Source organism: Acinetobacter pollinis (assembly GCF_015627175.1).
Lineage (GTDB): Bacteria > Pseudomonadota > Gammaproteobacteria > Pseudomonadales > Moraxellaceae > Acinetobacter > Acinetobacter pollinis.
Genome location: NZ_VTDQ01000013.1, coordinates 12,490 through 36,195 on the forward strand (window position 1 = coordinate 12,490; position 23,706 = coordinate 36,195).

The 23,706-nt window shown below is 38.9% G+C and carries 22 protein-coding genes and 1 tRNA gene; 11 read left to right on the top strand and 12 right to left on the bottom strand.

Annotated features, from left to right (window positions below; all coding sequences use genetic code 11):
• Positions 1 to 27 precede the first annotated feature (27 nt).
• The 8 genes from atpG to I2F23_RS06950 all read right to left on the bottom strand — a co-directional run bounded on the left by atpG (position 28) and on the right by I2F23_RS06950 (position 6,355).
• Positions 28 to 897: a F0F1 ATP synthase subunit gamma gene (atpG, locus tag I2F23_RS06915; protein WP_195771831.1), complete on the bottom strand. Its 870-nt coding sequence runs from the start codon at positions 895 to 897 to the stop codon at positions 28 to 30.
• Positions 898 to 984: 87 nt separating this feature from the next.
• Positions 985 to 2,529, bottom strand: a complete 1,545-nt coding sequence (gene atpA / locus I2F23_RS06920; RefSeq protein ID WP_195771832.1) for a F0F1 ATP synthase subunit alpha — start codon at positions 2,527 to 2,529, stop codon at positions 985 to 987.
• Positions 2,530 to 2,571: 42 nt separating this feature from the next.
• Positions 2,572 to 3,108 (bottom strand): F0F1 ATP synthase subunit delta, encoded by a 537-nt coding sequence (locus I2F23_RS06925; protein ID WP_195771833.1) that lies wholly within the window; start codon positions 3,106 to 3,108, stop codon positions 2,572 to 2,574.
• A gap of 12 nt (positions 3,109 to 3,120) precedes the next feature.
• On the bottom strand, positions 3,121 to 3,591 hold the full coding sequence (locus I2F23_RS06930; RefSeq protein ID WP_195771834.1) for a F0F1 ATP synthase subunit B: 471 nt from the start codon (positions 3,589 to 3,591) through the stop codon (positions 3,121 to 3,123).
• A gap of 38 nt (positions 3,592 to 3,629) precedes the next feature.
• Positions 3,630 to 3,884, bottom strand: a complete 255-nt coding sequence (atpE, locus tag I2F23_RS06935; protein ID WP_023274009.1) for a F0F1 ATP synthase subunit C — start codon at positions 3,882 to 3,884, stop codon at positions 3,630 to 3,632.
• Between the two features lie 81 nt (positions 3,885 to 3,965).
• A complete protein-coding gene (gene atpB, locus I2F23_RS06940; protein WP_195771835.1) occupies positions 3,966 to 4,841 on the bottom strand; it encodes a F0F1 ATP synthase subunit A in 876 nt (291 codons plus the stop codon).
• Positions 4,842 to 4,941: 100 nt separating this feature from the next.
• Positions 4,942 to 5,343, bottom strand: coding sequence for an ATP synthase subunit I (locus I2F23_RS06945; protein ID WP_195771836.1), 402 nt, complete (start codon positions 5,341 to 5,343; stop codon positions 4,942 to 4,944).
• 172 nt (positions 5,344 to 5,515) lie between these two features.
• Entirely contained in the window at positions 5,516 to 6,355 is an 840-nt protein-coding gene (locus I2F23_RS06950; protein ID WP_195771866.1) for a metal ABC transporter solute-binding protein, Zn/Mn family, read from the bottom strand.
• 129 nt (positions 6,356 to 6,484) lie between these two features.
• Here I2F23_RS06950 and I2F23_RS06955 point away from each other — a divergent pair, with 129 nt between their 5' ends.
• The 3 genes from I2F23_RS06955 to znuB are packed head-to-tail and all read left to right on the top strand — an operon-like array spanning position 6,485 to position 8,553.
• Entirely contained in the window at positions 6,485 to 6,976 is a 492-nt protein-coding gene (locus I2F23_RS06955; RefSeq protein ID WP_195771837.1) for a transcriptional repressor, read from the top strand.
• Positions 6,955 to 7,746 (top strand): zinc ABC transporter ATP-binding protein ZnuC, encoded by a 792-nt coding sequence (znuC, locus tag I2F23_RS06960; RefSeq protein WP_195771838.1) that lies wholly within the window; start codon positions 6,955 to 6,957, stop codon positions 7,744 to 7,746. Before I2F23_RS06955 ends, znuC begins: the two co-directional genes overlap by 22 nt.
• A gap of 3 nt (positions 7,747 to 7,749) precedes the next feature.
• On the top strand, positions 7,750 to 8,553 hold the full coding sequence (znuB, locus tag I2F23_RS06965) for a zinc ABC transporter permease subunit ZnuB (protein ID WP_195771839.1): 804 nt from the start codon (positions 7,750 to 7,752) through the stop codon (positions 8,551 to 8,553).
• A gap of 11 nt (positions 8,554 to 8,564) precedes the next feature.
• Here znuB and I2F23_RS06970 read toward each other — a convergent pair whose 3' ends face one another.
• A complete protein-coding gene (locus I2F23_RS06970) occupies positions 8,565 to 8,807 on the bottom strand; it encodes a hypothetical protein (RefSeq protein WP_195771840.1) in 243 nt (80 codons plus the stop codon).
• Between the two features lie 39 nt (positions 8,808 to 8,846).
• Complete coding sequence (locus tag I2F23_RS06975; protein ID WP_228284792.1) at positions 8,847 to 9,902, bottom strand: DNA/RNA non-specific endonuclease; 1,056 nt, start codon at positions 9,900 to 9,902, stop codon at positions 8,847 to 8,849.
• A gap of 260 nt (positions 9,903 to 10,162) precedes the next feature.
• Here I2F23_RS06975 and I2F23_RS06980 point away from each other — a divergent pair, with 260 nt between their 5' ends.
• Complete coding sequence (locus tag I2F23_RS06980; protein WP_195771842.1) at positions 10,163 to 10,426, top strand: hypothetical protein; 264 nt, start codon at positions 10,163 to 10,165, stop codon at positions 10,424 to 10,426.
• Between the two features lie 42 nt (positions 10,427 to 10,468).
• Here the strand turns inward: I2F23_RS06980 and I2F23_RS06985 are convergent, their stop codons facing one another.
• Entirely contained in the window at positions 10,469 to 12,349 is a 1,881-nt protein-coding gene (locus I2F23_RS06985) for a potassium transporter Kup (protein WP_195771843.1), read from the bottom strand.
• A gap of 120 nt (positions 12,350 to 12,469) precedes the next feature.
• Here I2F23_RS06985 and I2F23_RS06990 point away from each other — a divergent pair.
• Positions 12,470 to 12,559 (top strand) — tRNA-Ser (locus tag I2F23_RS06990).
• Positions 12,560 to 12,664: 105 nt separating this feature from the next.
• Here the strand turns inward: I2F23_RS06990 and ybaK are convergent.
• A complete protein-coding gene (gene ybaK, locus I2F23_RS06995; protein WP_195771844.1) occupies positions 12,665 to 13,129 on the bottom strand; it encodes a Cys-tRNA(Pro) deacylase in 465 nt (154 codons plus the stop codon).
• A gap of 295 nt (positions 13,130 to 13,424) precedes the next feature.
• Here ybaK and ptsP point away from each other — a divergent pair, with 295 nt between their 5' ends.
• The 6 genes from ptsP (at position 13,425) to I2F23_RS07025 (ending at position 23,692) form a co-directional block, all read left to right on the top strand.
• The gene (gene ptsP / locus I2F23_RS07000; protein ID WP_195771845.1) at positions 13,425 to 16,271 is read left to right on the top strand and encodes a phosphoenolpyruvate--protein phosphotransferase; all 2,847 of its coding nucleotides are present in this window, start codon (positions 13,425 to 13,427) and stop codon (positions 16,269 to 16,271) included.
• 2 nt (positions 16,272 to 16,273) lie between these two features.
• On the top strand, positions 16,274 to 17,206 hold the full coding sequence (gene pfkB / locus I2F23_RS07005) for a 1-phosphofructokinase (RefSeq protein WP_195771846.1): 933 nt from the start codon (positions 16,274 to 16,276) through the stop codon (positions 17,204 to 17,206).
• 9 nt (positions 17,207 to 17,215) lie between these two features.
• Positions 17,216 to 18,946, top strand: a complete 1,731-nt coding sequence (locus I2F23_RS07010) for a fructose-specific PTS transporter subunit EIIC (protein WP_195771847.1) — start codon at positions 17,216 to 17,218, stop codon at positions 18,944 to 18,946.
• Between the two features lie 267 nt (positions 18,947 to 19,213).
• Positions 19,214 to 20,836, top strand: coding sequence for a malate dehydrogenase (quinone) (gene mqo / locus I2F23_RS07015; RefSeq protein ID WP_195771848.1), 1,623 nt, complete (start codon positions 19,214 to 19,216; stop codon positions 20,834 to 20,836).
• A 648-nt stretch (positions 20,837 to 21,484) separates the two neighbouring features.
• Entirely contained in the window at positions 21,485 to 22,366 is an 882-nt protein-coding gene (locus tag I2F23_RS07020; protein ID WP_195771849.1) for a homocysteine S-methyltransferase family protein, read from the top strand.
• Entirely contained in the window at positions 22,367 to 23,692 is a 1,326-nt protein-coding gene (locus I2F23_RS07025) for a basic amino acid/polyamine antiporter (RefSeq protein WP_195771850.1), read from the top strand.
• The last annotated feature ends 14 nt before the right edge of the window (positions 23,693 to 23,706 follow it).

Below are 23,706 nucleotides of genomic sequence, written 5' to 3' on the forward strand. Positions count from 1 at the left end.
GTCTCCTCAATTCAAATTTCAATATTGTTAAACGGCAGCGGCACCACCAACGATCTCAGAAATTTCCTGAGTAATCGCGGCTTGACGCAGCTTGTTATAAACGAGTTGTAGGTCTTTGATTAGCTGACCTGCATTGTCTGTTGCTGCTTTCATTGCAACCATACGCGCAGACTGCTCACACGCAATGTTTTCAATTACGCCTTGATAAACCTTTGACTCGATATAGCGAACCAATAAACCATTTAACAGTACTTCTGCATCTGGTTCATAAAGGTAATCCCAACCATATTCACGATTGAGCTCTTCACCTTCTTCTGCCGGAGCCAAAGGAACAAGTTGTTCAACTTTTGGCTTCTGTGTCATTGCGTTTACAAAACCGTTAGATACAAGATAAACGCGATCTAATTCGCCTTTATCGAATGCATCTAGCATGACTTGTACTGAGCCAGAAAGTTGCTCAAGTTCTGGTGCATCGCCAAGTTGTGTCGTTGCCCCAACCACTTTACCGCCGTAGTTTTTGAAAAACGAAACCGCTTTTTGACCAATTAAAGCAAATTGAACTTCAATTGATTGCTCTTGTTGTTGCTGAACATGCTGAACAACTTTTTTGAACAAGTTAATGTTCAAACCACCTGCTAGACCACGATCTGAAGAAACTACGATGTAACCAACGCGTTTTACAGGACGTTCTACCATATAACGGTGTTTGTATTCAGGATTCGCTTGTACCAAGTGAGCAATAACACGGTGCATATTTTCGGCATACGGACGGCCTACAGCCATACGCTCTTGCGCACGACGCATTTTAGAAGCAGCCACCATTTGCATTGCACGCGTAATTTTTTGCGTGTTTTTAATGCTGGCTACTTTGGCGCGAATTTCTTTTAAATTTGCCATACGCTTAACCTAGTCGTCGAAAGCTCCATGAAGAGCCTTCGAAGGGTGATCCGTGAACCAAACTTAAATTTAAGCTCATGCTAAAAATTAGTAAGTTTGAGTCGCTTTGAAGTTCTCTACACCTGCTTTAATTGCAGCTTCGATATCTTTGTCATATTTACCAGTTTCATCAATTTGCTTCATTAAATCAGCATGTTCTGAACGGAAATATGCAATTAATGCGGTATCAAAGTCTACAATCTTGCTTACTTGTACGTCAGTCATATAACCTTCGTTTGAAGCATAGATAGAGATTGCTTGGTCTGCGATAGAATATGGAGCATATTGTTTTTGCTTCATTAATTCAGTTACACGCTGACCATGCTCAAGCTGCTTACGCGTTGCTTCGTCAAGATCTGAAGCGAACTGAGCAAATGCTGCAAGCTCACGGTATTGAGCCAATGCTGTACGAATACCACCAGAAAGTTTCTTAATGATTTTCGTTTGAGCAGAGCCACCAACACGAGATACTGAAATACCAGCGTTTACAGCAGGACGAATACCTGAGTTAAACAATGATGTTTCTAAGAAGATCTGACCATCTGTAATCGAAATTACGTTTGTTGGTACGAATGCAGATACGTCACCCGCTTGAGTTTCAATAATTGGCAATGCAGTTAATGAACCAGTTTGGCCTTTAACTTCACCTTTAGTGAATTGCTCAACATAGTCTGCAGATACGCGAGAAGCGCGCTCAAGAAGACGTGAGTGAAGATAGAATACATCACCAGGGTATGCTTCACGACCTGGTGGACGACGAAGCAATAATGAGATCTGACGGTAAGCAACAGCTTGCTTAGACAAGTCATCATAAATAATTAATGCATCTTCACCGCGGTCACGGAAGTATTCACCCATTGTACAACCACCATAAGGCGCGAGGTACTGCATTGCTGCTGGGTCTGCTGCTGCTGCTGCAACAACAGTTGTATATTCCATTGCACCAGTTTCTTCTAGTTTACGTACAACGTTTGCAATTGTTGATTGTTTTTGACCAACAGCAACATAGATACATTTAATACCAGAGTTCTTCTGAGCGATGATTGCATCGATCGCCATCGCTGTTTTACCAGTTTGACGGTCACCAATAATCAACTCACGTTGACCACGACCAATTGGGATCATGGTATCTACTGATTTATAACCAGTTTGAACAGGTTGATCTACGCTTTGACGCCAAATTACACCAGGTGCTACTTTTTCAACAGCATCTGTTAATTTTGCATCAATTGGGCCTTTACCATCAATCGGGTTACCCAAAGCATCGACTACACGACCTAAAAGTTCTGGACCAACCGGAACTTCTAATACACGGCCTGTGCAACGTGCTTTTTGTCCTTCTTGAAGACCTAAATAGTTACCTAAGACAACGGCACCCACTGAATCCTGTTCTAGGTTCAGTGCCATACCAAATAAGCCGCCGTCAAATTCGATCATTTCACCGTACATTGCATCAGCAAGACCGTGAATACGCACGATACCGTCGGACACCATAACAATGGTGCCTTCGTTTTTAGCGGTCGCGCTGGTGTCCAGATCGCTGATACGCTGTTTAATGAGCGCACTGATCTCGGATGGATTCAGTTGTTGCATTGCGCTATTCCTCAATCTTTTATTAGTTCAGTCTTATTGCGGTTAAGCAAGAAGACGAGTCCGCATTTTTTCAAGCTTGCTAAGCGCAGAATCATCTATCACTTGATCGCCTGCATGAATCACAACCCCTGCAATTAATGCAGGATTAACTTCAACTGTTACTTGAACTTTTGCATTGAAACGCTTTACGAGCGCATCTGTAAGCAATTGTTCTTGTACAGCTGTTAATGGAAATGCCGATTCAATGACAACATCCACTACATTGTTATTTTGTGATTTTAGCGCTTCATACTCATTCGCAACTTCAGGCAATAATGACAAACGGTCATTTTCAGCCAGAAGTACGATAAAGTTCGATAGTGCTTCTGACTGTTGCTCACCTAATACTTGCGTAAAAAGCTTCACCTTCTCTTTTGGAGAAAGTTCAGGGCGATTTAAATAAGCGGAAAATGCTTCATCTTGCACCGCAGCACTGAGCAGTTGAAGTGCATTAGACCAATTGTCAGTTGCACTTTGCTCAGAAGCATAAGCAAATGCTGCTTTAGCGTACGGGCGTGCCAACGTCAAGAGTTCAGCCATATTTCGCCTCTCTTATAGTTTCGCAGCCAGCTGAGTCAGCATGGCATTGTGGGCATCTGCATCAACTTGTTGGCTTAGAATTTTTTCTGCACCATCTACTGCTAACGCAGCAACTTGTTGACGTAATTGTTCACGAGCAGAGTTGATTTCTTGATCAACAGACTCTTGAGCTTGTTGACGAATGCGCTCACCTTCTGCCGCTGCTTGCGCACGAGCTTCTTCAATCATTTGTGCTGAACGACGATTTGCCTGTTCAATCAATTGAGCTGCTTGTGCTTTTGCTGCATCTAACTCATTTTTTACTTGCGTCTGAGCATCTGCAAGATCTGCTTTTGCTTTTTCAGCAGCATTTAAGCCATCAGCGATGCGACGCTGACGCTCACTAATCGCATTGATTAGTGGTGGCCAAACGAATTTCATACAAAATGCGACGAACATCGCAAATGCAATCGCTTGACCAATCAATGTGAGGTTGATATTCATTGCAATTCCTCAAACAAATAATTTCGGAATATAGCGAATTAACCTACTAAACCTACAAATGGATTAGCAAAAAGAATGAATAGACCAATACCAACGCTGATCATTGGAATCGCATCAAGAAGACCCGCAACAATGAACATACGTGTTTGAAGTTGTGGAGCTAATTCAGGTTGACGAGCTACAGCTTCTAAGAAACGACCACCTAACAATGCAAAGCCAATACCAGTACCTAGTGCAGCAAATGCGATTAAAATAGCTACTGCGATTGCAGATAATCCAACTACTAAATCCATGAAAAAATCCTCAGAGGTTAGGTTATACCAAATTAAAATATAAATTACGCCTAACCCTATTAATACAGTTAGGCAATACCATTAATGTTTTTCGCTTGCCATACTCAAGTAAACGATTGTAAGCATCATAAATACAAAAGCTTGCAGCGTAATTACGAGAATGTGGAAGATTGCCCAAGGCACAGACAATGCCCATTGCGCCCAAAATGGTAGCAATGCGATGAGGATGAAGATAAGCTCACCTGCATACATGTTACCAAATAGTCGAAGAGCCAATGAAACTGGTCGTGCTAGGAAAGTTGCTAATTCTAAAACTAAGTTTACTGGAATTAATAAAACTTTAAAAAACGGATTACTTGGGTTAAATGGGTTAAGTGCGAGCTCACCAACAAAACCACCCACACCTTTTTCACGAATGCTATAGAATAAGATTAATCCGAATACAGACAATGACATACCTAAAGTTACGTTAATGTCTGTTGATGGAACAATCTTAAAGTAAACGTGATGTGGATCCATGCCAAATACATTTGCACCGATCACTTGCGCTAAGTAAGGGATGAAATCCACAGGGATTAAATCCATTAAGTTCATGAGGAAAATCCACACGAAAATTGTTAGTGCAAGAGGCGCAATTAAGCGAGATTTACCATGAAAAGTATCGCGAACACTTGAGTCAACGAACTCAATAATCATTTCAATAGCCGCTTGAAATTTTGTAGGTACGCCAGAGTTAGCAACTTTAGCGACAGACCAAAAAATTAAGCAAAAAATGATACCAAGACCAATTGACCAACCCATTGAGTCCAAGTGAATAGCAGAAAACCCCATCTGTTGAGCTTCATTTGCATTCTCAGCCAATTTCCATGTACCGTCAGGCATTTTGCCGTAGGTTAAATTGGTCAAGTGATGCTTGATATACTCTGTCGAAGTAAGGGCATGTTCTTCAGCAGCCATAAATCACACCTGGTCAATGTCAATCATAAAAAGAGAAATGAATACCGCGTGCTGCTTGGCATCTCATGTCTCTATAATAATATTCAATTTTTGATCTATTCTACACTCGTTTTTTGTGTTGTCTGGAAACCAATAATGGCGCAACCCATGACATCGACTGAACAAGTATAAAACCACAGAACAATGCTACCGGTGACAGCGGTTTTACATTGCTTAATATCAAAAAAAATCCAACGATCATTATTGCAAATTTACCCATCATGCCTTTATACATGTTAGATAGAACCTGTCGAGATGCACGAGCACCTGCGACACGAAAAGACTGCCAAGAGAAATAACAACTTGTCAGCAAACAAACAAATGCACCAAGTGCAATACTTTTTGCTGCTGTTATATCCTTAACGATCCATGCAACTAGAGCTAAAAGGGGCACCATTATTGCCTGTAGAATAATCAAAACTTTTGCCAATCGACGATCTATTAGACGATTTACGTTAGCCATGAATACTCATTCATCATATTAATGCTTGACACGTTTAACTCACGATCATTTTTAATCGAAGGCATTATAGAGTCCCCCCCCTAAACATGCAATCGTTTCCGAGCTTTCTATACACCTTTTTAGTAAAAACTCAAGTTTTTTTAATTAGACATTAAGCTAAACCCGCTCCATTTTAGTTGCGCGAAGTTTGTACGCAATCATGTACCTTCTTAGCAAGGTCACTCCATGCAGAGATGAATTGGGTTTCTCCTGCCAAACTTTCTTCTACAGACTGAAATTGAATAGGTTGTAATTTTTCATATTGATTACGACTTGTTTCACCTTCAGCCAACAAACACATACGAGGATAAGGTCGATGATCATTTAAATATTTGATCTGTGAAACCGTAGGAGGAATATGTGGATCGGAAGTTAGAACACCTGCTAACTGTAAGTTTAAAGAGCGCTCTAAATATTGATAGGCATCGTGATATGTCCAATATTGTGCAGGCACCTTATATCTACCGAACTTATGTGTCTCTGCAAGAAGTTTCTGAGAAAAATCACGTGCATTTGCCCAATATTGATCTTTAGATTCAGGATGTTGTTTCGATCTTAATGCTGCCATAAAAAATGCTATACGTACGGCGTTATTCGGTTCCAACCAAACATGTGTATCTACAGAGTTAGGAATGTTTTGTCCCTGTAAGTCACGCAAAGGAAGTGTTGCCAGTACGCCTGAACTTAGTAACGATACTGCATTGGCTTTATTAGAGAGAATTTTATCTAAAGGAGCTTCATGTGCTTTACCTACCCAAATCACAAGTTCCGCATCTTGTAATGCCTTACGGTTCTCTGGTGTGAGCTGAATATCATGCCCAGATTGGTTACCTAAGAGTAATTCAGGTTTTTCAATACCTTTTGTAACCTCTTGTGCAATCAAATACAATGGGTGAATGGAAACAACAAAACCTTTTGCCCATAGTATATTGCTACACAAGCAAAGCATTATGGTTGCGATAAAACGTGTCATCATTGAAGTAATCTCTACAGCCTATAGATGTTATAATATAACGATTAGTTATACTATAACATTAAAAAGAACTATGCTAAGCTATTGTGTTCAGCTCTTGGAGCTAAATTTATATTTTGGGTGATATTTATGGCTTCATGCACACATTCACATGATAATTCAGTTCATGGCGTTCATGACCATGGAGATTTAAGCACACGTTTAGCAGATGCAGAAAGTCTTTGTGTTTCTCATAATGCAAGATTAACGCCTTTACGCAAAGAAGTGCTCAGCCTCATCCTCAAAGCAACTGGCCCAATTGGTGCTTATGATATTTTAGCACAGATTAAAAACACATCAGATAAACCTGCTGCACCTCCTACAGTTTATCGTAGTTTAGACTTCCTATTAGATATGGGACTCATTCATCGACTCAGCTCGATTAATGCATTCATTCCATGTTGTCACCCACGTGAAGGTCATCAAGCAGCGTTTCTCATTTGTTCTAGCTGTAAATCTGTTAAAGAGGCTTCAGCAGACAATGTTCTTAGTCAACTATCAAAATTGGCAAACTCAGATCATTTCAATATAAATCATACAACCATCGAAATTTCTGGAAAATGTCAGCAGTGCAGTCAATAAGCTCCCCTCCCCTACTTCTGTCACTTAAAGAAATTAATGTAAGAATAGACGAAAGAGAAATATTAAAAAAAGTTGATTTTGAGCTATATCAGAACGAGATCGTGACTTTAATCGGCCCAAATGGTGCAGGAAAGTCTACCCTTATTAAGGTACTACTCGGCATATTAAAACCCAACAGTGGTCAAATTTCGCAGAATACGCCACTTAAATTTTCTTATGTACCTCAAAAATTCAACCCCTCACATAGTCTACCTCTACGTGTAAAGGACTTACTTGCACTAGAAACATGTGATATCGAAACAAAAAATCAAATTATTGAAGAAACAGGAATTTTAAAACTTCAAAACGCTAAAGTACAACAACTCTCTGGCGGTGAAAGGCAACGTGTTTTACTAGCCCGTGCTTTACTGCGTAAACCAGATGTCTTAGTTCTTGATGAACCCATGCAAGGTTTAGATATTCAATCTGAAGCAGAGCTATATGAATATGTTCGTAGTGTGCCAGAACGATATAAATGTGCTGTGGTCATGGTATCTCACGATTTACAATGGGTTATGCAAGGTACTCACCGTGTCGTCTGCTTAAACAAACATATTTGCTGTAGCGGACTACCCGAGAATGTACAACAACATCCCGAATACCAAGCAATTTTTGGTACTCAACGTGCATTTTATCAACATCATCATGACCATTGTGCACATGGCGACACACCTACAACAATATGTGAGCATGAGCATCACCCCCATATTCACCCAGAACCGGAAGCATAGCGTATGATGGAATGGTTACAGCTTTTGCTCCCAGCTTGGGTCATGGGCTTTCTGTTAATTTTTCTCACTGCTCCCCTTGGCTGCTTAATGCTTTGGAGGCGTATGTCTTTTTTTGCAGATACAATGGCACATGGCACATTACTTGGTGTTGCAGTTGCAGGAATTTTAAATCTTCCGTTGTGGATTGGCGTATCTCTTTTGGCATTTACGTTGGTGAGTCTACTTTGGTTTTTACACGATAAACGACTACCAAATGATGCACTCTTAGCATTGTGCTCTGCGACACTTCTATGCAGTGGTTTATTACTTATTCAACAACTCCCTGCTTTACGTCCAGAATTACTCAGCTATCTTTTTGGCGACCTACTTACAATTAGTTGGTCAGATCTCCCTCTTTTTGGGCTAATTGTATTAATCGCAGTTACACTTCTACGTTTTTTTTGGAGTGCACAAATTCAAATTGCGATTGATCCAGATATAGCAATGAGTGAAGGCATCAATGCCAATGTTCAACGTCTCATATTCATGATATTACTTGCTATATTTACAGTGCTGGCGTTGCGTGCTGTTGGATCTCTTCTCATGGGTGCATTACTTGTAATTCCATCACTTACAGCAAGATTACTTGCACAGTCACCTAAGCAAATGGTTTTGTTCTCTTTCATTTTAGGACAAGTAGCACTTGCCATTGGTTTATGGTCTAGTGCATTACTCAACATTGCAACAGGCTTAAGTATTGTACTCACGATGTCACTGATTTTCTGTCTTATCTTTTGTTTTCAAAAAATAAAGTATCGCCTTGTTTAAACAAAAACCCCTTATAAAAAGGGGTTTTCAATTTCTTTTGCATCTTCAATTTTAATTTTCTCAGGCAAATCTTTAGTTCCCTCTAAAGTACTTACAAGTTCATTTATAAAGTTTTGCAAAGCTTTTGCTGTTTTCAAGCCTTCTTGATCCTTAGTAATTTGTAAGTTCCCATAAATATTAATGCGATCTTCGGCATTTTCCAAAGTTAAATCATAAATTGATGAAGACTCATCACCTGCAAACGGTTTAAACATTTTATTGTCCTCTATTGTTATCTAACAAGCATAGATGTGTTATGAACTTTTCAACATTTTTAAAATAAACTCTAAAATACTCGGTAATAGTTGTTTCAAAAACTGTATCACACGTTCTTGAATACCGCTAATCGTACCACTTGCACTATTTCCTGTTCTTCCCTCGGCATAAAATTGCTTCTGCAAAGACTGTATATCTGCATCTGATACATGCTCTGCACACTCACTCTTCGCATCCCAACTTAAATAACTGGCTTTTTGTGCAGGTTTCACCTCACCACCCGTCAGTGGTAAATCATATATTTTTCGTTTTGTACTTTCATTGAGCGTTGGAAATAAATTGATACCTGTTAAGTCTTCAATCTCACACACACTCACCACTCGAACATTGAGTGAATTATTATTAGGTGCATAATAGGCACCAATAACACCTGTTTGTGGATAATAAACAGCTTTAAACACAGCAGATGGAACAAATACACCGTTACCTATGGTTGAAAGCTTCTTCCCTGAGAAAATAGGGCCTGTGATTACATAAGCATCATGTTTTTGTTTTGTTACAGTAGAACGTGTTGCTTCTTCAAGCTTTCTCCAAATATCCTGATTATTTTTAGGTGCTTGTGGCACCATATTCGCCAGAGAAAAACTATCTGCTTGTGAAAGCGTATCTGGCATATCTCCATTAGGAGACATATGCCCACGGTCAAAACCCGATCCTTTATAGTCTCTTAAAGTTGCACGAAACTGAGGACTCACTCTTTCTTCTTCATGGAAGCTATCTTCGCGTTTAATTTTATGGCTTAAACGCTGTACTGTTAAATGCTCGGCACTCCAAAGTGGTGTTTTTGACATTCCAGAATACATGACATTAAAGCCATGAAAACATAGTGCTGTCGTATTCTTTTTTAAGCTATCTCTGACTAAATATGGTGGTGTATCTTTATAAAACTCATTCAGACAAGAAGAACTGCTCCAAAAGTTCGTTCCAGCATAAACACTCTGACCACCAATAACAGCAAGTGTAGTTACTGTGGTACATGCCAAATAACGGCGTAAACGAGAAATTGCTGGAATAGAAAAAACTTTGTGAACCATTAAATATTTCATATTTTTTTCGAAAAAATGTCCTTGGGTGAGATTATCAAGCAACTTTTGGAAAGTATATTCAAGATCTCTCAATTGTCTATACATTAAACAATAGCATTTTACAAAACCACGAAATATTCATGTTTATGTATACATATGATGCTTTTATGAAAATTTTATACTTCCTAAATTGATTATAAATAAAATATATGCGAATGTAGCTTTGTTATAATTTAAACAATTTTATTGATGTGAATTGGAGTTACATGATGGGTAAAATCATAACGACAATTGGGTTAGCGACGGGTCTTCTTGCAACAACTGCTTTTGCAGAACCTGCTGTTGAGTCAGGTCAAACCTTAGAAAGTCTCTCTCAAGCACAGGTGTCGACGACTGTAAATGGACAACCGGGGTCATTAAAGAGTCTTTTACAAAGTGGGCAATATACATTGGTTTCACCAGATAGCAATGTACAACAAACTCCAAATGACAATACTGACCAACAGCCAGCATCTACGCCTGCTGGAATGTAATTGGCAAATAAAAAACCGGGCAAATTGCCCGGTTTTTTATTTTTAAATTTCTATCTGACTTCCCATTTCAACCACACGATTGGTCGGAATAAGATAAAAGTCACTCACTGGACTTGTATTGCGATACATAGAAATAAAGAGCTTTTCTCGCCAAGGTGCCATCCCCTCTCCAACCGTATGAATTAAGCGATCTCTAGAAATAAAGAAACTCATATGCATCATATCGAATTCAAAACCAAGTGATTCATACGCTTGCTGTAATGCAACTGGAATATCGGGTTGATCTTTAAAACCATAGTACATAAAGATTCGATAAAATCGATCATCTAATTTTTCAATATGTAGCCTATCTTTATCTTGAACATATGGAACATCTTGAGTAATGACAGTCACCATGATGTTTCGTTCATGTAAAACTTTATTATGCTTGATATTATGTAACATCGCATGAGGCACAATATTAGGCGTACCCGTTAGAAATACAGCTTCGCCCGGTACGTACTTCGTGTCGTCACTTGCACGTACACTTTTTATAAATAGTTCAAGTGGAAGCGCATCTTTTTCGAGTCGCTGAATCACAATTTCTCGACCATTTTTCCATGTGATTAATATGGTAAAAACAACAAAACCAATCACTATCGGAACCCAACCACCGACCAAAATTTTTGAAGACGTTGATGCAACAAATACCGTATCTATACATAAAAATGGAATTGCAAATGCAGCCACTTTCCACCAAGGCCACTGCCAACCACTTCTTGCATATGCAGAAACCAAAATGGTACTACACAACATCGTCATCGTTACTGCTATACCGTACGCACCAGCGAGGTTTGCACTATTGTGAAATAGCAAAATTAAAATGAGTACAGAGACGTATAATATCCAATTAATGAATGGTAAGTAAATCTGTCCTTGCTCTATATCCGATGTGTGATGTACAGCAAGACGCGGCAAATATCTCAATTGAATGGCCTGATTTGCCATTGAGAATACACCTGTAATTACTGCTTGCGAGGCAATAACTGCTGCAGCAACCGCAAGAATAATCATGGGAAATAATCCCCACTGCGGTACTAAAAGATAAAATGGATTTGAAATTGCTGTTTCATCTCTTAAAAGTAATGCACCCTGTCCTGCATAATTTAACAATAAGCAAGGACATACAATCGTAAACCATGCTAAACGAATAGGTTGTCTACCAAAATGCCCCATATCTGCATAAAGTGCTTCACCACCCGTTAGCGTTAATACCACTGCACCCATAGTTAGAAAAGCAACTTTAGGCTCACTAACTACAAAATTTACAGCCCAGTACGGATTAATTAAAGTCAGCACGTAAGGTGTTTGAATAATACTCCAAATACCTAACAAACCAATTGAGATAAACCATGTCAGGGTAATCGGGCCAAAAAGTTTCCCCATCGTCCCTGTACCGTGGCGCTGTATCATGAATAATGCTGTTAAAATTCCAAGTGCAATAGGCATCAACCATTGGTTAAAACTTGGTGTAACAATGCTTAACCCTTCAACCGCAGATAGAACAGATACTGCAGGGGTAATAATGCCGTCACCAAAAAATAAGGAGGCACCAATAAAGCCTAATGCAATCAGATAAATCTTTTTATTATGATCAAGTCTTTTCGATCGCAAATTAAGCGCAAGGAGAGACATAATTCCACCCTCACCATTATTATCTGCTCTCATAATGAAAGTGACGTACTTAATACTAATTGTAAGCATCATTGACCAAAAGACCAATGACAACACCCCCATAACAGTCGATTGACTGATAGAAATATGTGCTGCAATAAAGCACTCTCGAATTGCATACAATGGACTGGTTCCAATGTCACCAAACACAACACCTAAAGCAGCCAGTGTCAATGCATGCATAGATGGTTTTACCGTTGAATTTTGCATAAAAAAACTACATGTTCTTCGCACATATGGCGAATATTAGCACTAAGTTAAGCCTTTTGCTTTAAATCTTATATTTCAGCTTGGCAGGTTGTATTTTTTTCGCTATCATCCTCGCCCATTGGTGAGGTGTCCGAGTGGCTGAAGGAGCACGCCTGGAAAGCGTGTATACGTTTGCGCGTATCGAGGGTTCGAATCCCTCTCTCACCGCCAAATTATAATGATTTCATTACTCAATAAATAATACTCTATTTCCCATAACTTTATTTTTCCTTAATATTTATTCTATATACATTAAACTCATTTATTTATATGAAGTTAAATAATATCTGCAAAGCTTGCATTTAAAATACTTACTAAATCATCTGGTTTAATTCCTATATCTAATCCTCGACGACCTCCACTAATATATATTTTCTCTAACGAGGTTGCTTGCATCGCAAGTAGTGTTTTTAAGCGTTTTTTTTGGCCTATAGGACTAATTCCTCCAACCAAATAACCCGTAATTCTTTCTGCATCGTGTAGGTCAGCCATTACGACTTTTTTGCATCCCAATGCTTGTGCAACTTTCTTCAAATTTAATTGATGGCTAACAGGTAATACAGAAACATAGAACTGCTTCCCATCTGTAATAAGTAGCGTTTTAAATACTTCCTCAGGCTGTAAACCCAGCTTTTCAACAGCTTCCAAACCATAGCTATTGGTCGCATTTGCATCATGTATATATTCATGTATGGTATAGCTGATTCTCTTTGCTTTTAATAACTTACATGCAGGTGTCATAGGAATAAATTTCTAGTGTAGGAAAATAAATAGGATAATAGTGATGGATATTTTAAAAACAAATCAGGACTTTATTTTATATACACCTGATTTAAATGTAATTTTAAAATACAAACAAAATTATCACCCTATTTAAAGTGAATTCAAGTAAACTTTACGGGGTTTAAATCTACAATTATGTCCAATAATCAAAAAGAACTGATTTTAAGGGCGAAGCATAGTAGAATTTGCCTTTTAATTTTTCCCGGAAAGGCAGCGCCTCAACTCGATTTATGATGTTTTTCAAGGATTTTTTATGTTAGCGCTAGATGTACAACATGTTAGAATGGATCAACATGCTGTTGATAAAGCTCAGGCGTTAGAGTGTCTAGTCAACATTTTAGTTGAAGATAAACTAGTTACTCCTGAATATTTAGAAGGCTTAAAAGCACGGGAGCAACAAAGTGCGACCTACCTAGGTCAAGGTATTGCTATACCGCATGGTACGCCACAATCAAGACAATATATTTTAGAAACAGGTGTACGACTCGCCCATTTCCCACAAGGTGTGGTATGGGACGGAGAAAATAAAATTTATCTCGCTGTTGTCATCGCTGCAAAATCAGACGAACACTTACAAGTACTACAAATACTGACAAGAGCACTGATTGACGATGTTTCAGACCGTGTTAAAAATGCAACATCTGCAGAACAAATTATAGAACTCCTTCATGCACAGCCTCCCTCTTTAGCATTACACGAAAACCTTATTGCAACTCAAGTTCCTGCAAACGATACAGATGATTTACTGTGGCAGGCAACGCAATTACTCAAACAACAAAAACTTGTAGAACCAGGTTTTATTTGTGCACTCGATCCTAAACAAATGATTCATTTAGGTGAAGGTACTTGGTCTATTACAGCAAGTGAACATGTCCTTAGTCCTGCTGTTAGTATTATCAAACCTGAACACCCTATTGAGCACCAAGGCGAAAGCATTAGCACATTATTGTGTATCGCAAGCAACGATCAGTTAGATATGCCACAGTTTAACCGCTTAATGGATATTCTTTTTGATCCGAGTCAACTTGAAAAACTCACACAAGAAAATGACAGCCATCAAATTGCACAAATTATTGGTGCAGAAATTATTCCTGACTGGCCGTCACGTAGCGTAACGCTCGCCAATGCACATGGTTTACATGCAAGACCTGCCACTCAATTGGTAAATATTAGTAAAACCTTTAAAGGCGACATCCAAGTCTCTGCAGATGATGGGCAACTAGTTTCTGCAAAAAGTTTAACTAAATTACTCTCATTGGGCTGTAAGCGCGGTCAAGTACTTACCTTTATTGCTGAACCAAATACTGATGCTGTTGCTGGATTAGATGACATTATCGCTGCTGTAAAAAATGGCTTAGGCGAAGAAGTAGAACCGATTGATGAACAAGAACTAGCGAACAATAATACTGATAAAGTTGAAGTGCTTACTTTTGAAGAAGAGGAATCAAACTCTGGAATTCCAGCATCTTCAGGTCTTGCTTTCGGTCCAGCACATGTCATTAAACCACGTGAGTTTAAATACGAACGTAATAGTAAAAATGTAAAAGCAGAGACTGCGAAACTTGAACAAGCAATTGCACAAGTTAAAGAAAATATCCGCCAGTTTATTGCTGAAAGCAAAGTAGAAGCAATTAAGCAAATTTTTACAGCACATCTAGAAATGTTAGATGATCCTGACCTTATTCAAGGCGTTCATAAAGGGCTAAAGCAAAATCTTTCTGCACCTGCTGCTTGGCACGAACATATTGAAGCTGCTGCAAAAGCACAAGAACAACTTAAAGATCACCTACTCGCAGAGCGTGCGGCAGACTTACGTGACATTGGTGAGCGTGTTTTGGCTGTCCTTTGTGGTGTACCAGATGTTGTAGAACCTCAAGAGCCATACATCCTAATTATGCATGATGTTGGGCCAAGTGATGTTGCTCGTTTAGATAAAGACCGCGTTGCCGGTATTTTAACAGCAGTAGGCGGTGCAAGTGCGCACAGTGCAATTGTTGCAAGAGCACTTGGTATTCCGGCTGTTGTTGGTGCGGGCAGTAGTGTTCTTAAAATTGAAAGTAATACAACTGTACTCATTAACGGCGACAATGGCGACTTTGTCATTGATCCAGCTCAATCACTTATTGAACATGCTGTTGCTGAACGCGAGCGCCAACGTCAAATTCGTATTGAAGCAGAAAAACACTGTTTAGAACCTGCAATCACACTAGATAAGCATCAAGTGGAAATTGCTGCAAATATTGGAAAAGTAAACGCAGCCGGAAAAGCTGTAAAAGATGGTGCAGAAGCAATAGGTCTTTTGCGTACAGAACTGGTCTTTATGGCACATAACAGTGCTCCAGATGAAAAGACACAAGAGGCAGACTATCGTGTTGTCCTTGATGATCTTGCAGGAAGACCACTGGTTGTACGTACGCTCGATGTAGGTGGCGATAAACCACTTCCATATTTACCAATTGCAGAAGAAGAGAATCCTTTCTTAGGTATTCGTGGTATTCGTTTAACACTGCGTAAACCAGAACTCTTACGTCAACAGCTTGTTGCACTTTTAAAAGCTTCTGATAACCGCCCACTTCGCATTATGTTCCCTATGATCGGACGTGTCGAAGAATGGCGTGCTGCAAAAGCAATTTTAGATGAAGTACGTCAAGATTACCCATGTGAGAATTTAGAAGTAGGTATTATGATTGAGGTTCCTGCTGCGGCACTTCTCTCCCCTATTCTTGCTCAGGAAGTTGATTTCTTTAGTATTGGAACCAATGACTTAACCCAATACACCATGGCAATTGACCGTGGTCACCCATTGCTTTCAGCTGAGGCAGATGGTCTGCATCCAAGTGTACTTTTACTCATTGATCAAACCGTACGTGCTGCACATCAATATGGGAAGTGGGTAGGTATCTGTGGTGAACTTGCAGCAGATCCAAAAGCAGTTCCAGTACTCATGGGACTTGGTGTAGATGAGTTAAGTATGTCGAGTACAAGTATTCCTCTTGTAAAAGCACAAATTCGTACATTGAACTTTGCTGAATGCCAAAATATTGCACAAAAAGCATTACAGTGCGACAGTGCAACTGCAGTAAGACAATTAGGTGAATAAGCATGGCAAAAGTTCTAACAATTACACTCAACCCTGCAATTGATATTACTCTTCAACTAGATACTCTGAAAGTTGGAGAAGTGAATCGTCAACAATCGGCACAAAGTTTAGCTGCTGGTAAAGGACTGAATGTCGCGCAGGTTTTAAAAGATTTAGGTCATTCACCTATTGTTACTGGTTTTCTTGGACAAAGTAATCGTCAAATTTTCGATAAACACTTTGAAAAAGAAGGTTTAGACAATCACTTTATTTATATACATGGTGAAACTCGCCATAATATTAAAGTTGCTGAACAATCTGGAAGAATGACCGACATTAACGGGAAAGGATTTTTCGTTGATGAAGACGCCAAAAATCGTTTACGCGAGACGATAAGTCAACTGATTGATCAGGTAGAAATTATTGCAATTTCTGGAAGTTTACCTCAAGGTTTCTCGCCTGATGAACTTATAGAACTTATCGAATGGCTGAAAAGCAAAGGAAAGAAAGTTGCAGTAGATACCAGTGGTAAAGCACTGAGTGCTGCTATTTCAGCAAATCCATGGCTAATTAAACCAAATACAGATGAACTTAGCGAAGCATATAATGCACCTGCAAATACCTTTGCGGAACAAAAGGCTGTATTTGATAAGTTAAATGCCACAATTGAAAATATCATTGTTTCAATGGGCGAAGAAGGTGTGAATTGGTTACACCCTTCTCACCCATTACATGCAAAAGCACCCAAAGTCACTGTAAAAAGTACAGTAGGTGCTGGCGATTCTCTTGTTGCAGGAATGATTCACGGTTTTCTTACAAAAACGGCACCTGAAGAAACACTCAAAACAGCAACTGCCATCGGTAGCAATGCCGTAACTCAAATTGGTTTTGCTATTGAAGATCTATCTGCCATTGATAAGCTGAAGCAACAAATCTCAATTGATTCATTGAGTTAGGTGAGAAAAATGCAAAACACTAAACATATTTTATTTGTTCCAAATAGTCCTGAACAACCTATCAATGCATTGATTTTGGCACGTAAACTCGCCAGTGTTGCTTCATCTCTAGGATATAAAAACACTGTTGCACAATCTATGGAAACCATGGATACGCAGCAAGCAGATCATGTCATTTTTATTGGTCGCCGTCCAAGTTTGACAGATGCATTAAAAGACAAACAAGTTTCAATTGTGAGCTTAGATGTACTCCAAAATAATGCAGAAGATATTCTAAACAATGCATTAAATACATCGACAACTACAGAAGCACTTGCATCTACCAGCACTGCCTCATCAGGAAGTGCTAGTAAATTTGTTGCAATTACTGCATGTCCAACAGGTGTTGCACATACTTTTATGGCAGCAGAAGCCTTACAACAAGGCGCTGCAAAGCATGGGTATCAAATTAATATTGAGACTCAAGGTTCTGTGGGTGCAAAAAATATTCTCACTCCAGAAAGTATTGCAGAAGCAGATATTGTTATATTAGCAACGGATATTGAAGTAAATACCGATCGATTTATTGGTAAACGTGTATATCGTTGTGGTACAGGTTTTGCGCTAAAACAAACCGATAAAGCTTTTGCAAATGCAATTAAAGAAGCGACAGTTTTAGAATCAGGTACACAACAAAGTCAAGATGAAGCAAAAAGTGAGAAGAAAGAAAAAGTAGGTGTATATAAACACTTACTTACAGGTATTTCTTACATGTTGCCTATGGTTGTTGCAGGTGGCCTCATTTTAGCCATTTCACTTTTCTTTGGCTTAAACCCAGCCGAAGGGACGTTAGCAGCCAATCTGGGACTCATTGGAAAAACAGCACTAACTTTAATGGTGCCAATGCTATCTGGCTATATCGCTTATTCTATTGCAGACCGCCCTGGTCTAACTCCGGGCTTAATTGGTGGTTTTCTTGCAGCAGGACCTTTAGGTGCAGGCTTCTTAGGTGGAATCGCATCTGGTTACATTGCAGGTTATATTGCGCTCTTTCTTGCCAAGAAAGTGAAGCTACCTCAAAGTGTTGAATCTCTAAAACCAATTCTTATTATCCCATTGTTTGCCAGTCTTATTACTGGTCTAATTATGGTTTATGTTGTAGGTCATCCAGTTGCCTATATTTTCGATGCTATGAAGCACTTCCTGAATAATATGGGTACAGGTAATGCTGTCCTTATGGGAATGATTTTAGCTGGAATGATGTGTATCGACTTGGGTGGTCCAATTAATAAAGCTGCATATGCTTTTACCGTGGGTCTACTTACAACCAACACTTACATGCCAATGGCTGCTACCATGGCAGGCGGTATGGTTCCTCCTTTAGGTATGGCTATTGCGACCTTTATTGCAAAAGCAAAGTTTGACCAAGCTGAGCGTGATGCTGGTAAAGCAGCCTTTGTTTTAGGCTTATGCTTTATCTCTGAAGGTGCGATTTCATTTGCAGCTAGAGATGCAGTTAAAGTCATTCCAAGCTGTATTATTGGTGGGGCAATTACTGGTGCACTTGTTGCCTTCTTTGGTTGTCAGTTAATGGCACCTCATGGTGGTATTTTCGTTCTACTCATTCCAAATGCAATTAACCATGCATTTTTATATCTTGCTTCTATTTTGGCAGGTAGCATTGTAACGGGCGTAGTGTACGCAGTAATTCGTAAGAAGAATCCTGAAACGCCTGTTGTAAAAACAGTAGAAACCGCATAACTCTTCATTCTTTTGTAGCTATTTAGCCGAGTAGTTTTACTCGGCTTTTTACATTTTAGAAATAAGATCTCATACTTTTTTAAGCGAATTTTAAATTTTAACTTTTATTAAAAAATAGCCATTGATATAATACTAAAGTATTGCTTGAGTCGTATCTCTCACTGTGATGGTAAATGGATATTTTACCGTGCCAATCTGCAAAATCTCCAACCTTCTTCTGAGTACTTACACTCATCTATGGACAGTTATTCATTTTAGGGAACTTACATGAAGAAATTCATGAAATATCTTCTCATACTCATTATTGTATTGGGAATTTTATTCGTTTTATTTTTATTCCGACCAATTAGTTCAAAAGCCATTGAAGTAGATGCAAAAGAGCCTACTGTTGATGTCGTCCTTATTGGCGGTGGAATCATGAGCGCCACATTGGGTACTTACTTAAACGAACTACAGCCGAATTGGAATATTCGCATGTTTGAACGTTTAGATCATGTCGCTCAAGAAAGTTCAAATGGCTTTAACAATGCTGGAACTGGACACTCAGGCTTTATGGAAATGAATTATACCGAAGAAAAAGACGGTAAAATGGACATTTCAAAAGCTGTTAATGTGGCAAATCAGTTTGAAATTTCAAAGCAATTTTGGGCATATCAAGTTAATAACCAAGTTTTGGGTCAACCGAATACTTTCATTAATCCTGTACCACATCATGCATTCGTTTGGGGCGACAATGTCGACTTCTTAGAAAAGCGTTATGCAGCAATGATTAAAAACCCATTGTTTAAGGGTATGGAATTTACAGAAGACCCTGAAGTTATTAAGAAATGGGCACCTTTGGCCATGGAAGGACGTGATCCAAAGCAAAAAGTTGCTGCGACACGTATGGAAATTGGTTCTGATGTGAACTATGGTTCGATTACTACACAGCTCATTAATCATTTAGAAAAATCACCAAACTTTAAGCTTGCACTCTCTACAGAAGTTACAAATCTGAGTCAGAATGCAGATAAGACATGGTCTATCGAGTCTAAAAACTTGAAAACTGGTGAAATTAGCCGAATTAAAGCAAAATTTGTCTTTATTGGTGCAGGTGGCGCAGCCATTAAAATGCTTCAAAAAACAGGCTTACCTGAAGCAGAACAATATGCAGGCTTCCCTGTGGGTGGTGAGTTCTTAATTACAGATAATCCAAAAGTTGCATCTGAACATACAGCCAAACTGTATGGTCGTGCAGATCTTGGTGCACCTCCTATGTCTGTACCTCATATTGATACGCGCTACATCGATGGCAAAAAGTATGTTCTTTTCGGACCATTTGCAACGTATTCAAATAAATTCTTAAAAAATGGTTCTCAGCTAGATTTATTGGCTTCGACAAATCGCTACAACGTTCTACCAATGACAAACATTGGATTACAAAATCTTGATCTTGTTCGTTACCTTATTAGCCAAGTACTTATGTCTGACGAAGACCGTTTTAATGAATTGAAAAAGTACTATCCAAATGCAGATCCAAAAGACTGGCATTTAAGCCAAGGTGGCCAACGTGTTCAGATTATTAAGAAAGAACCTGGTAAACCTGCAAAACTTCAGTTTGGTACAGAAATCTTTGCTTCTCCTGATAAATCTGTAACAGCGTTGCTTGGTGCTTCTCCAGGTGCTTCAACATCTCCATATATTATGTTAAGCCTACTTGAGAAAGCATTCCCTGAACAAACCAAAGGTGAGTGGAATCCTAAGCTTCATGAAATTATTCGTTCTTATGGACAAAAGTTACCTGAAGATGCGCAACTACTCGATCAAACACGTCACTATACGAGCCAGACACTTGGTTTAAACTATGTGACACCTGCGGATTTATTCACAGCACCAACACAAAGTAAATAACGTTGTATTCACACAAAAGGGATGAAATTAATTTCATCCCTTTTTATACTAATAAACTCCCACAATATTAATAACAGCATGAATACTTCTCCCCTCCAATGGTTATCCAAACTAAATTTTCTTTTAATTTTTCTAATGCTGATCCATGCAGCGTACATTGCTATTATTGGTGGGGCTGTAAAGTTCTTTCTCTTTAGCCTAATTGCTTTATTTATCCTGTTAGGCTCCAAGTTTACGCATGTGGTGTATAAACTCTTATTCGGTATCATTACGCTCATATCAGCCGTCTATTGGCTCATATACAAACATGATTCCGTTTTGCCACTTGGGCTCATTATTGCTTATGTAATAGGATTCTTTTTCTTCAGTAGTCATTATAAAACAAAGCTAAGAACCATCGCATTTTTTGTACTCTTTATTATTGTGGGTATATATCAATTCTCGTATTTTCAAAATTTAAAATCGCACTATGCTCAGTACAAAACCAATGAAACATGGCAGAAATATGGCGCATTATGAATGATTTTCATCCTAAAGATGAATAGGTTTCATTTTCTATTTTTTTGAATAAGATTATCAAAAACTTCATTAACTTCGTATAAAAGTTTTCAGTATACTGCCTCTATTCGTACAAAATAGATGTGTATTATGAAAATTTTAGATGGCGGTGTTGGCCGAGAACTTGCACGGCGTGGGGCACCGTTTAAACAACCAGAATGGTCTGCTTTAGCACTTTGGGAAGCGCCCACTACTGTCAAAGATGTACATTTAGATTTCATCTACTCAGGTTCAGAAGTAATTACTGTAAATAACTATGCAGTTGTCCCATTTCATATTGGCGAAGAAAAATTTCATCAAGAAGGTCGCCAACTTATACAAGTTGCTATTGATCAAGCCAAAGCAGCTGTACAAGAAAGTAAGAAAGAGGTTCAAATTGCAGGTTGCCTACCACCTCTTTTCGGATCATATCGTGCAGACTTATTTCAAGAAGATCATGTCAACGAGATTGCAATACCAATTATTGAAACGCTTGCACCTCATGTAGATTTTTGGCTAGCCGAAACTCAATCTTGCCTGAAAGAAGTTGAACTTGTACACGCACTACTACCAAAAGATAATAAACCTTATTGGGTGTCATTTACCCTACAAGACGATATTTCATTGGAGAACGCTCACCTACGCTCTGGCGAAAATCTAGAGCAAACAGCGGCATTATTAAAGCGTATTGGTGCAGATGCCGTTCTATTCAATTGTTGCCAACCTGAAGTAATTCTCAAAGCAATTCAAGAGATACGATATTTATTACCAGAAATTCAAATTGGGGCTTATGCAAATGCCTTTCCACCACAAGATGAAAATGCAACAGCAAACGATGGACTCGATGAAATTCGTCAAGATTTAAGTCCTGAAGCTTACTTACATTTTGCACAAGAATGGAAAGATGCTGGCGCAACTCTCATCGGTGGCTGTTGTGGTATTACACCTCAGCATATACAACGCCTTTCTGCGTACTTTAAAGGGTCTGTGTAAATGTCGTCTCAGAAAATTGGACTATTTTCGCTGACAGCACTCGTATTTAGCTCGATGGTTGGTTCTGGTGTATTTAGTTTACCTCAAAATATGGCGGCTGTTTCTAACGGAGCAGCACTCATAATTGCTTGGCTTATTACAGGCGTAGGAATTTTATTCTTAGCATTTGCACTTTTATTCTTATCTCGACAGTATCCAGAGTTAGATGGCGGAATCTATAACTATGCGCGTGCAGGCTTTGGAGAGCTTATCGGCTTTTGCTCTGCTTGGGGTTACTGGCTATGTACGACGATTGGTATTGTTGGATATGTTGTTATTGTTTTCGCATCATTAGGAATGTTCGTAGATACCAAAGAGCATGTCATTTTTGGTGATGGCAATACCCTTTACGCCATGATCGGCTCGTCTATTTTTGTTTGGCTTGTACACTGGTTAGTTAGTCGAGGAATTAAAGAGGCTGCAATTGTGAACTTAGTTGCAACCATTGGGAAAACTGTTCCCATGGTTGTATTTATTCTATGTACATTCTTTGCATTTAAACTCGATCTGTTTAAATTTAACTTTCACGACGTTTCCTTACAAGTACCTATTTGGCAACAAGTCAAAGATTTAATGCTTATTACCTTGTGGGTCTTTACAGGGATTGAGGGAGCTGTTGTTTTATCCTCACGCGCAAAGAATAGAAATGACATTGGTAAAGCAACAGTCTTTGGTGTATTAACTGCGCTCGCTTTTTACATTATGGTGACCGTCCTCTCCTACGGATTATCTACACGTGCAGAAATTGCAGGTATGCAAAATCCTTCAATGGCAACCATCTTGTCTCACTACATTGGTTTTTCAGGTACAGTGATTATTACGGTTGGTTTAATTATTTCTGTTGCTTCTTCTTATTTAAGTTGGACACTTTTTGCGACAGAAATTCCTTTTCTGGCTGCTAAAAATGGGGCTTTTCCGAAGAAGTTTCTAGAAACCAACGAAAATAATGTTCCAAGTGCATCTCTTTGGTTAACCTCAATCGTGGTTCAGCTTTGTCTTATTGCTGTGTATTTCTTCAATAAAAACTATACTCAGCTTTTACTCATTTCATCAGTCATGATTTTACTGCCATATTTCTTGGTTTCTGCATTTTACTTAAAAGAGTCAATCCGAAATAAACGTCAGAAGCACATTCTAATCGCCGGTGTTGCAACAATATATGCACTATGGCTTCTCTATGCTGCTGGTGTTTCACTTCTACTTCTATCAGTTGCTCTTTATGCAGTAGGTTTAGTCATATTCTTATACAGCTACATGCAACATAAAAAGCAGCTTCAAAAAACCTAAAAATAGACATAAAA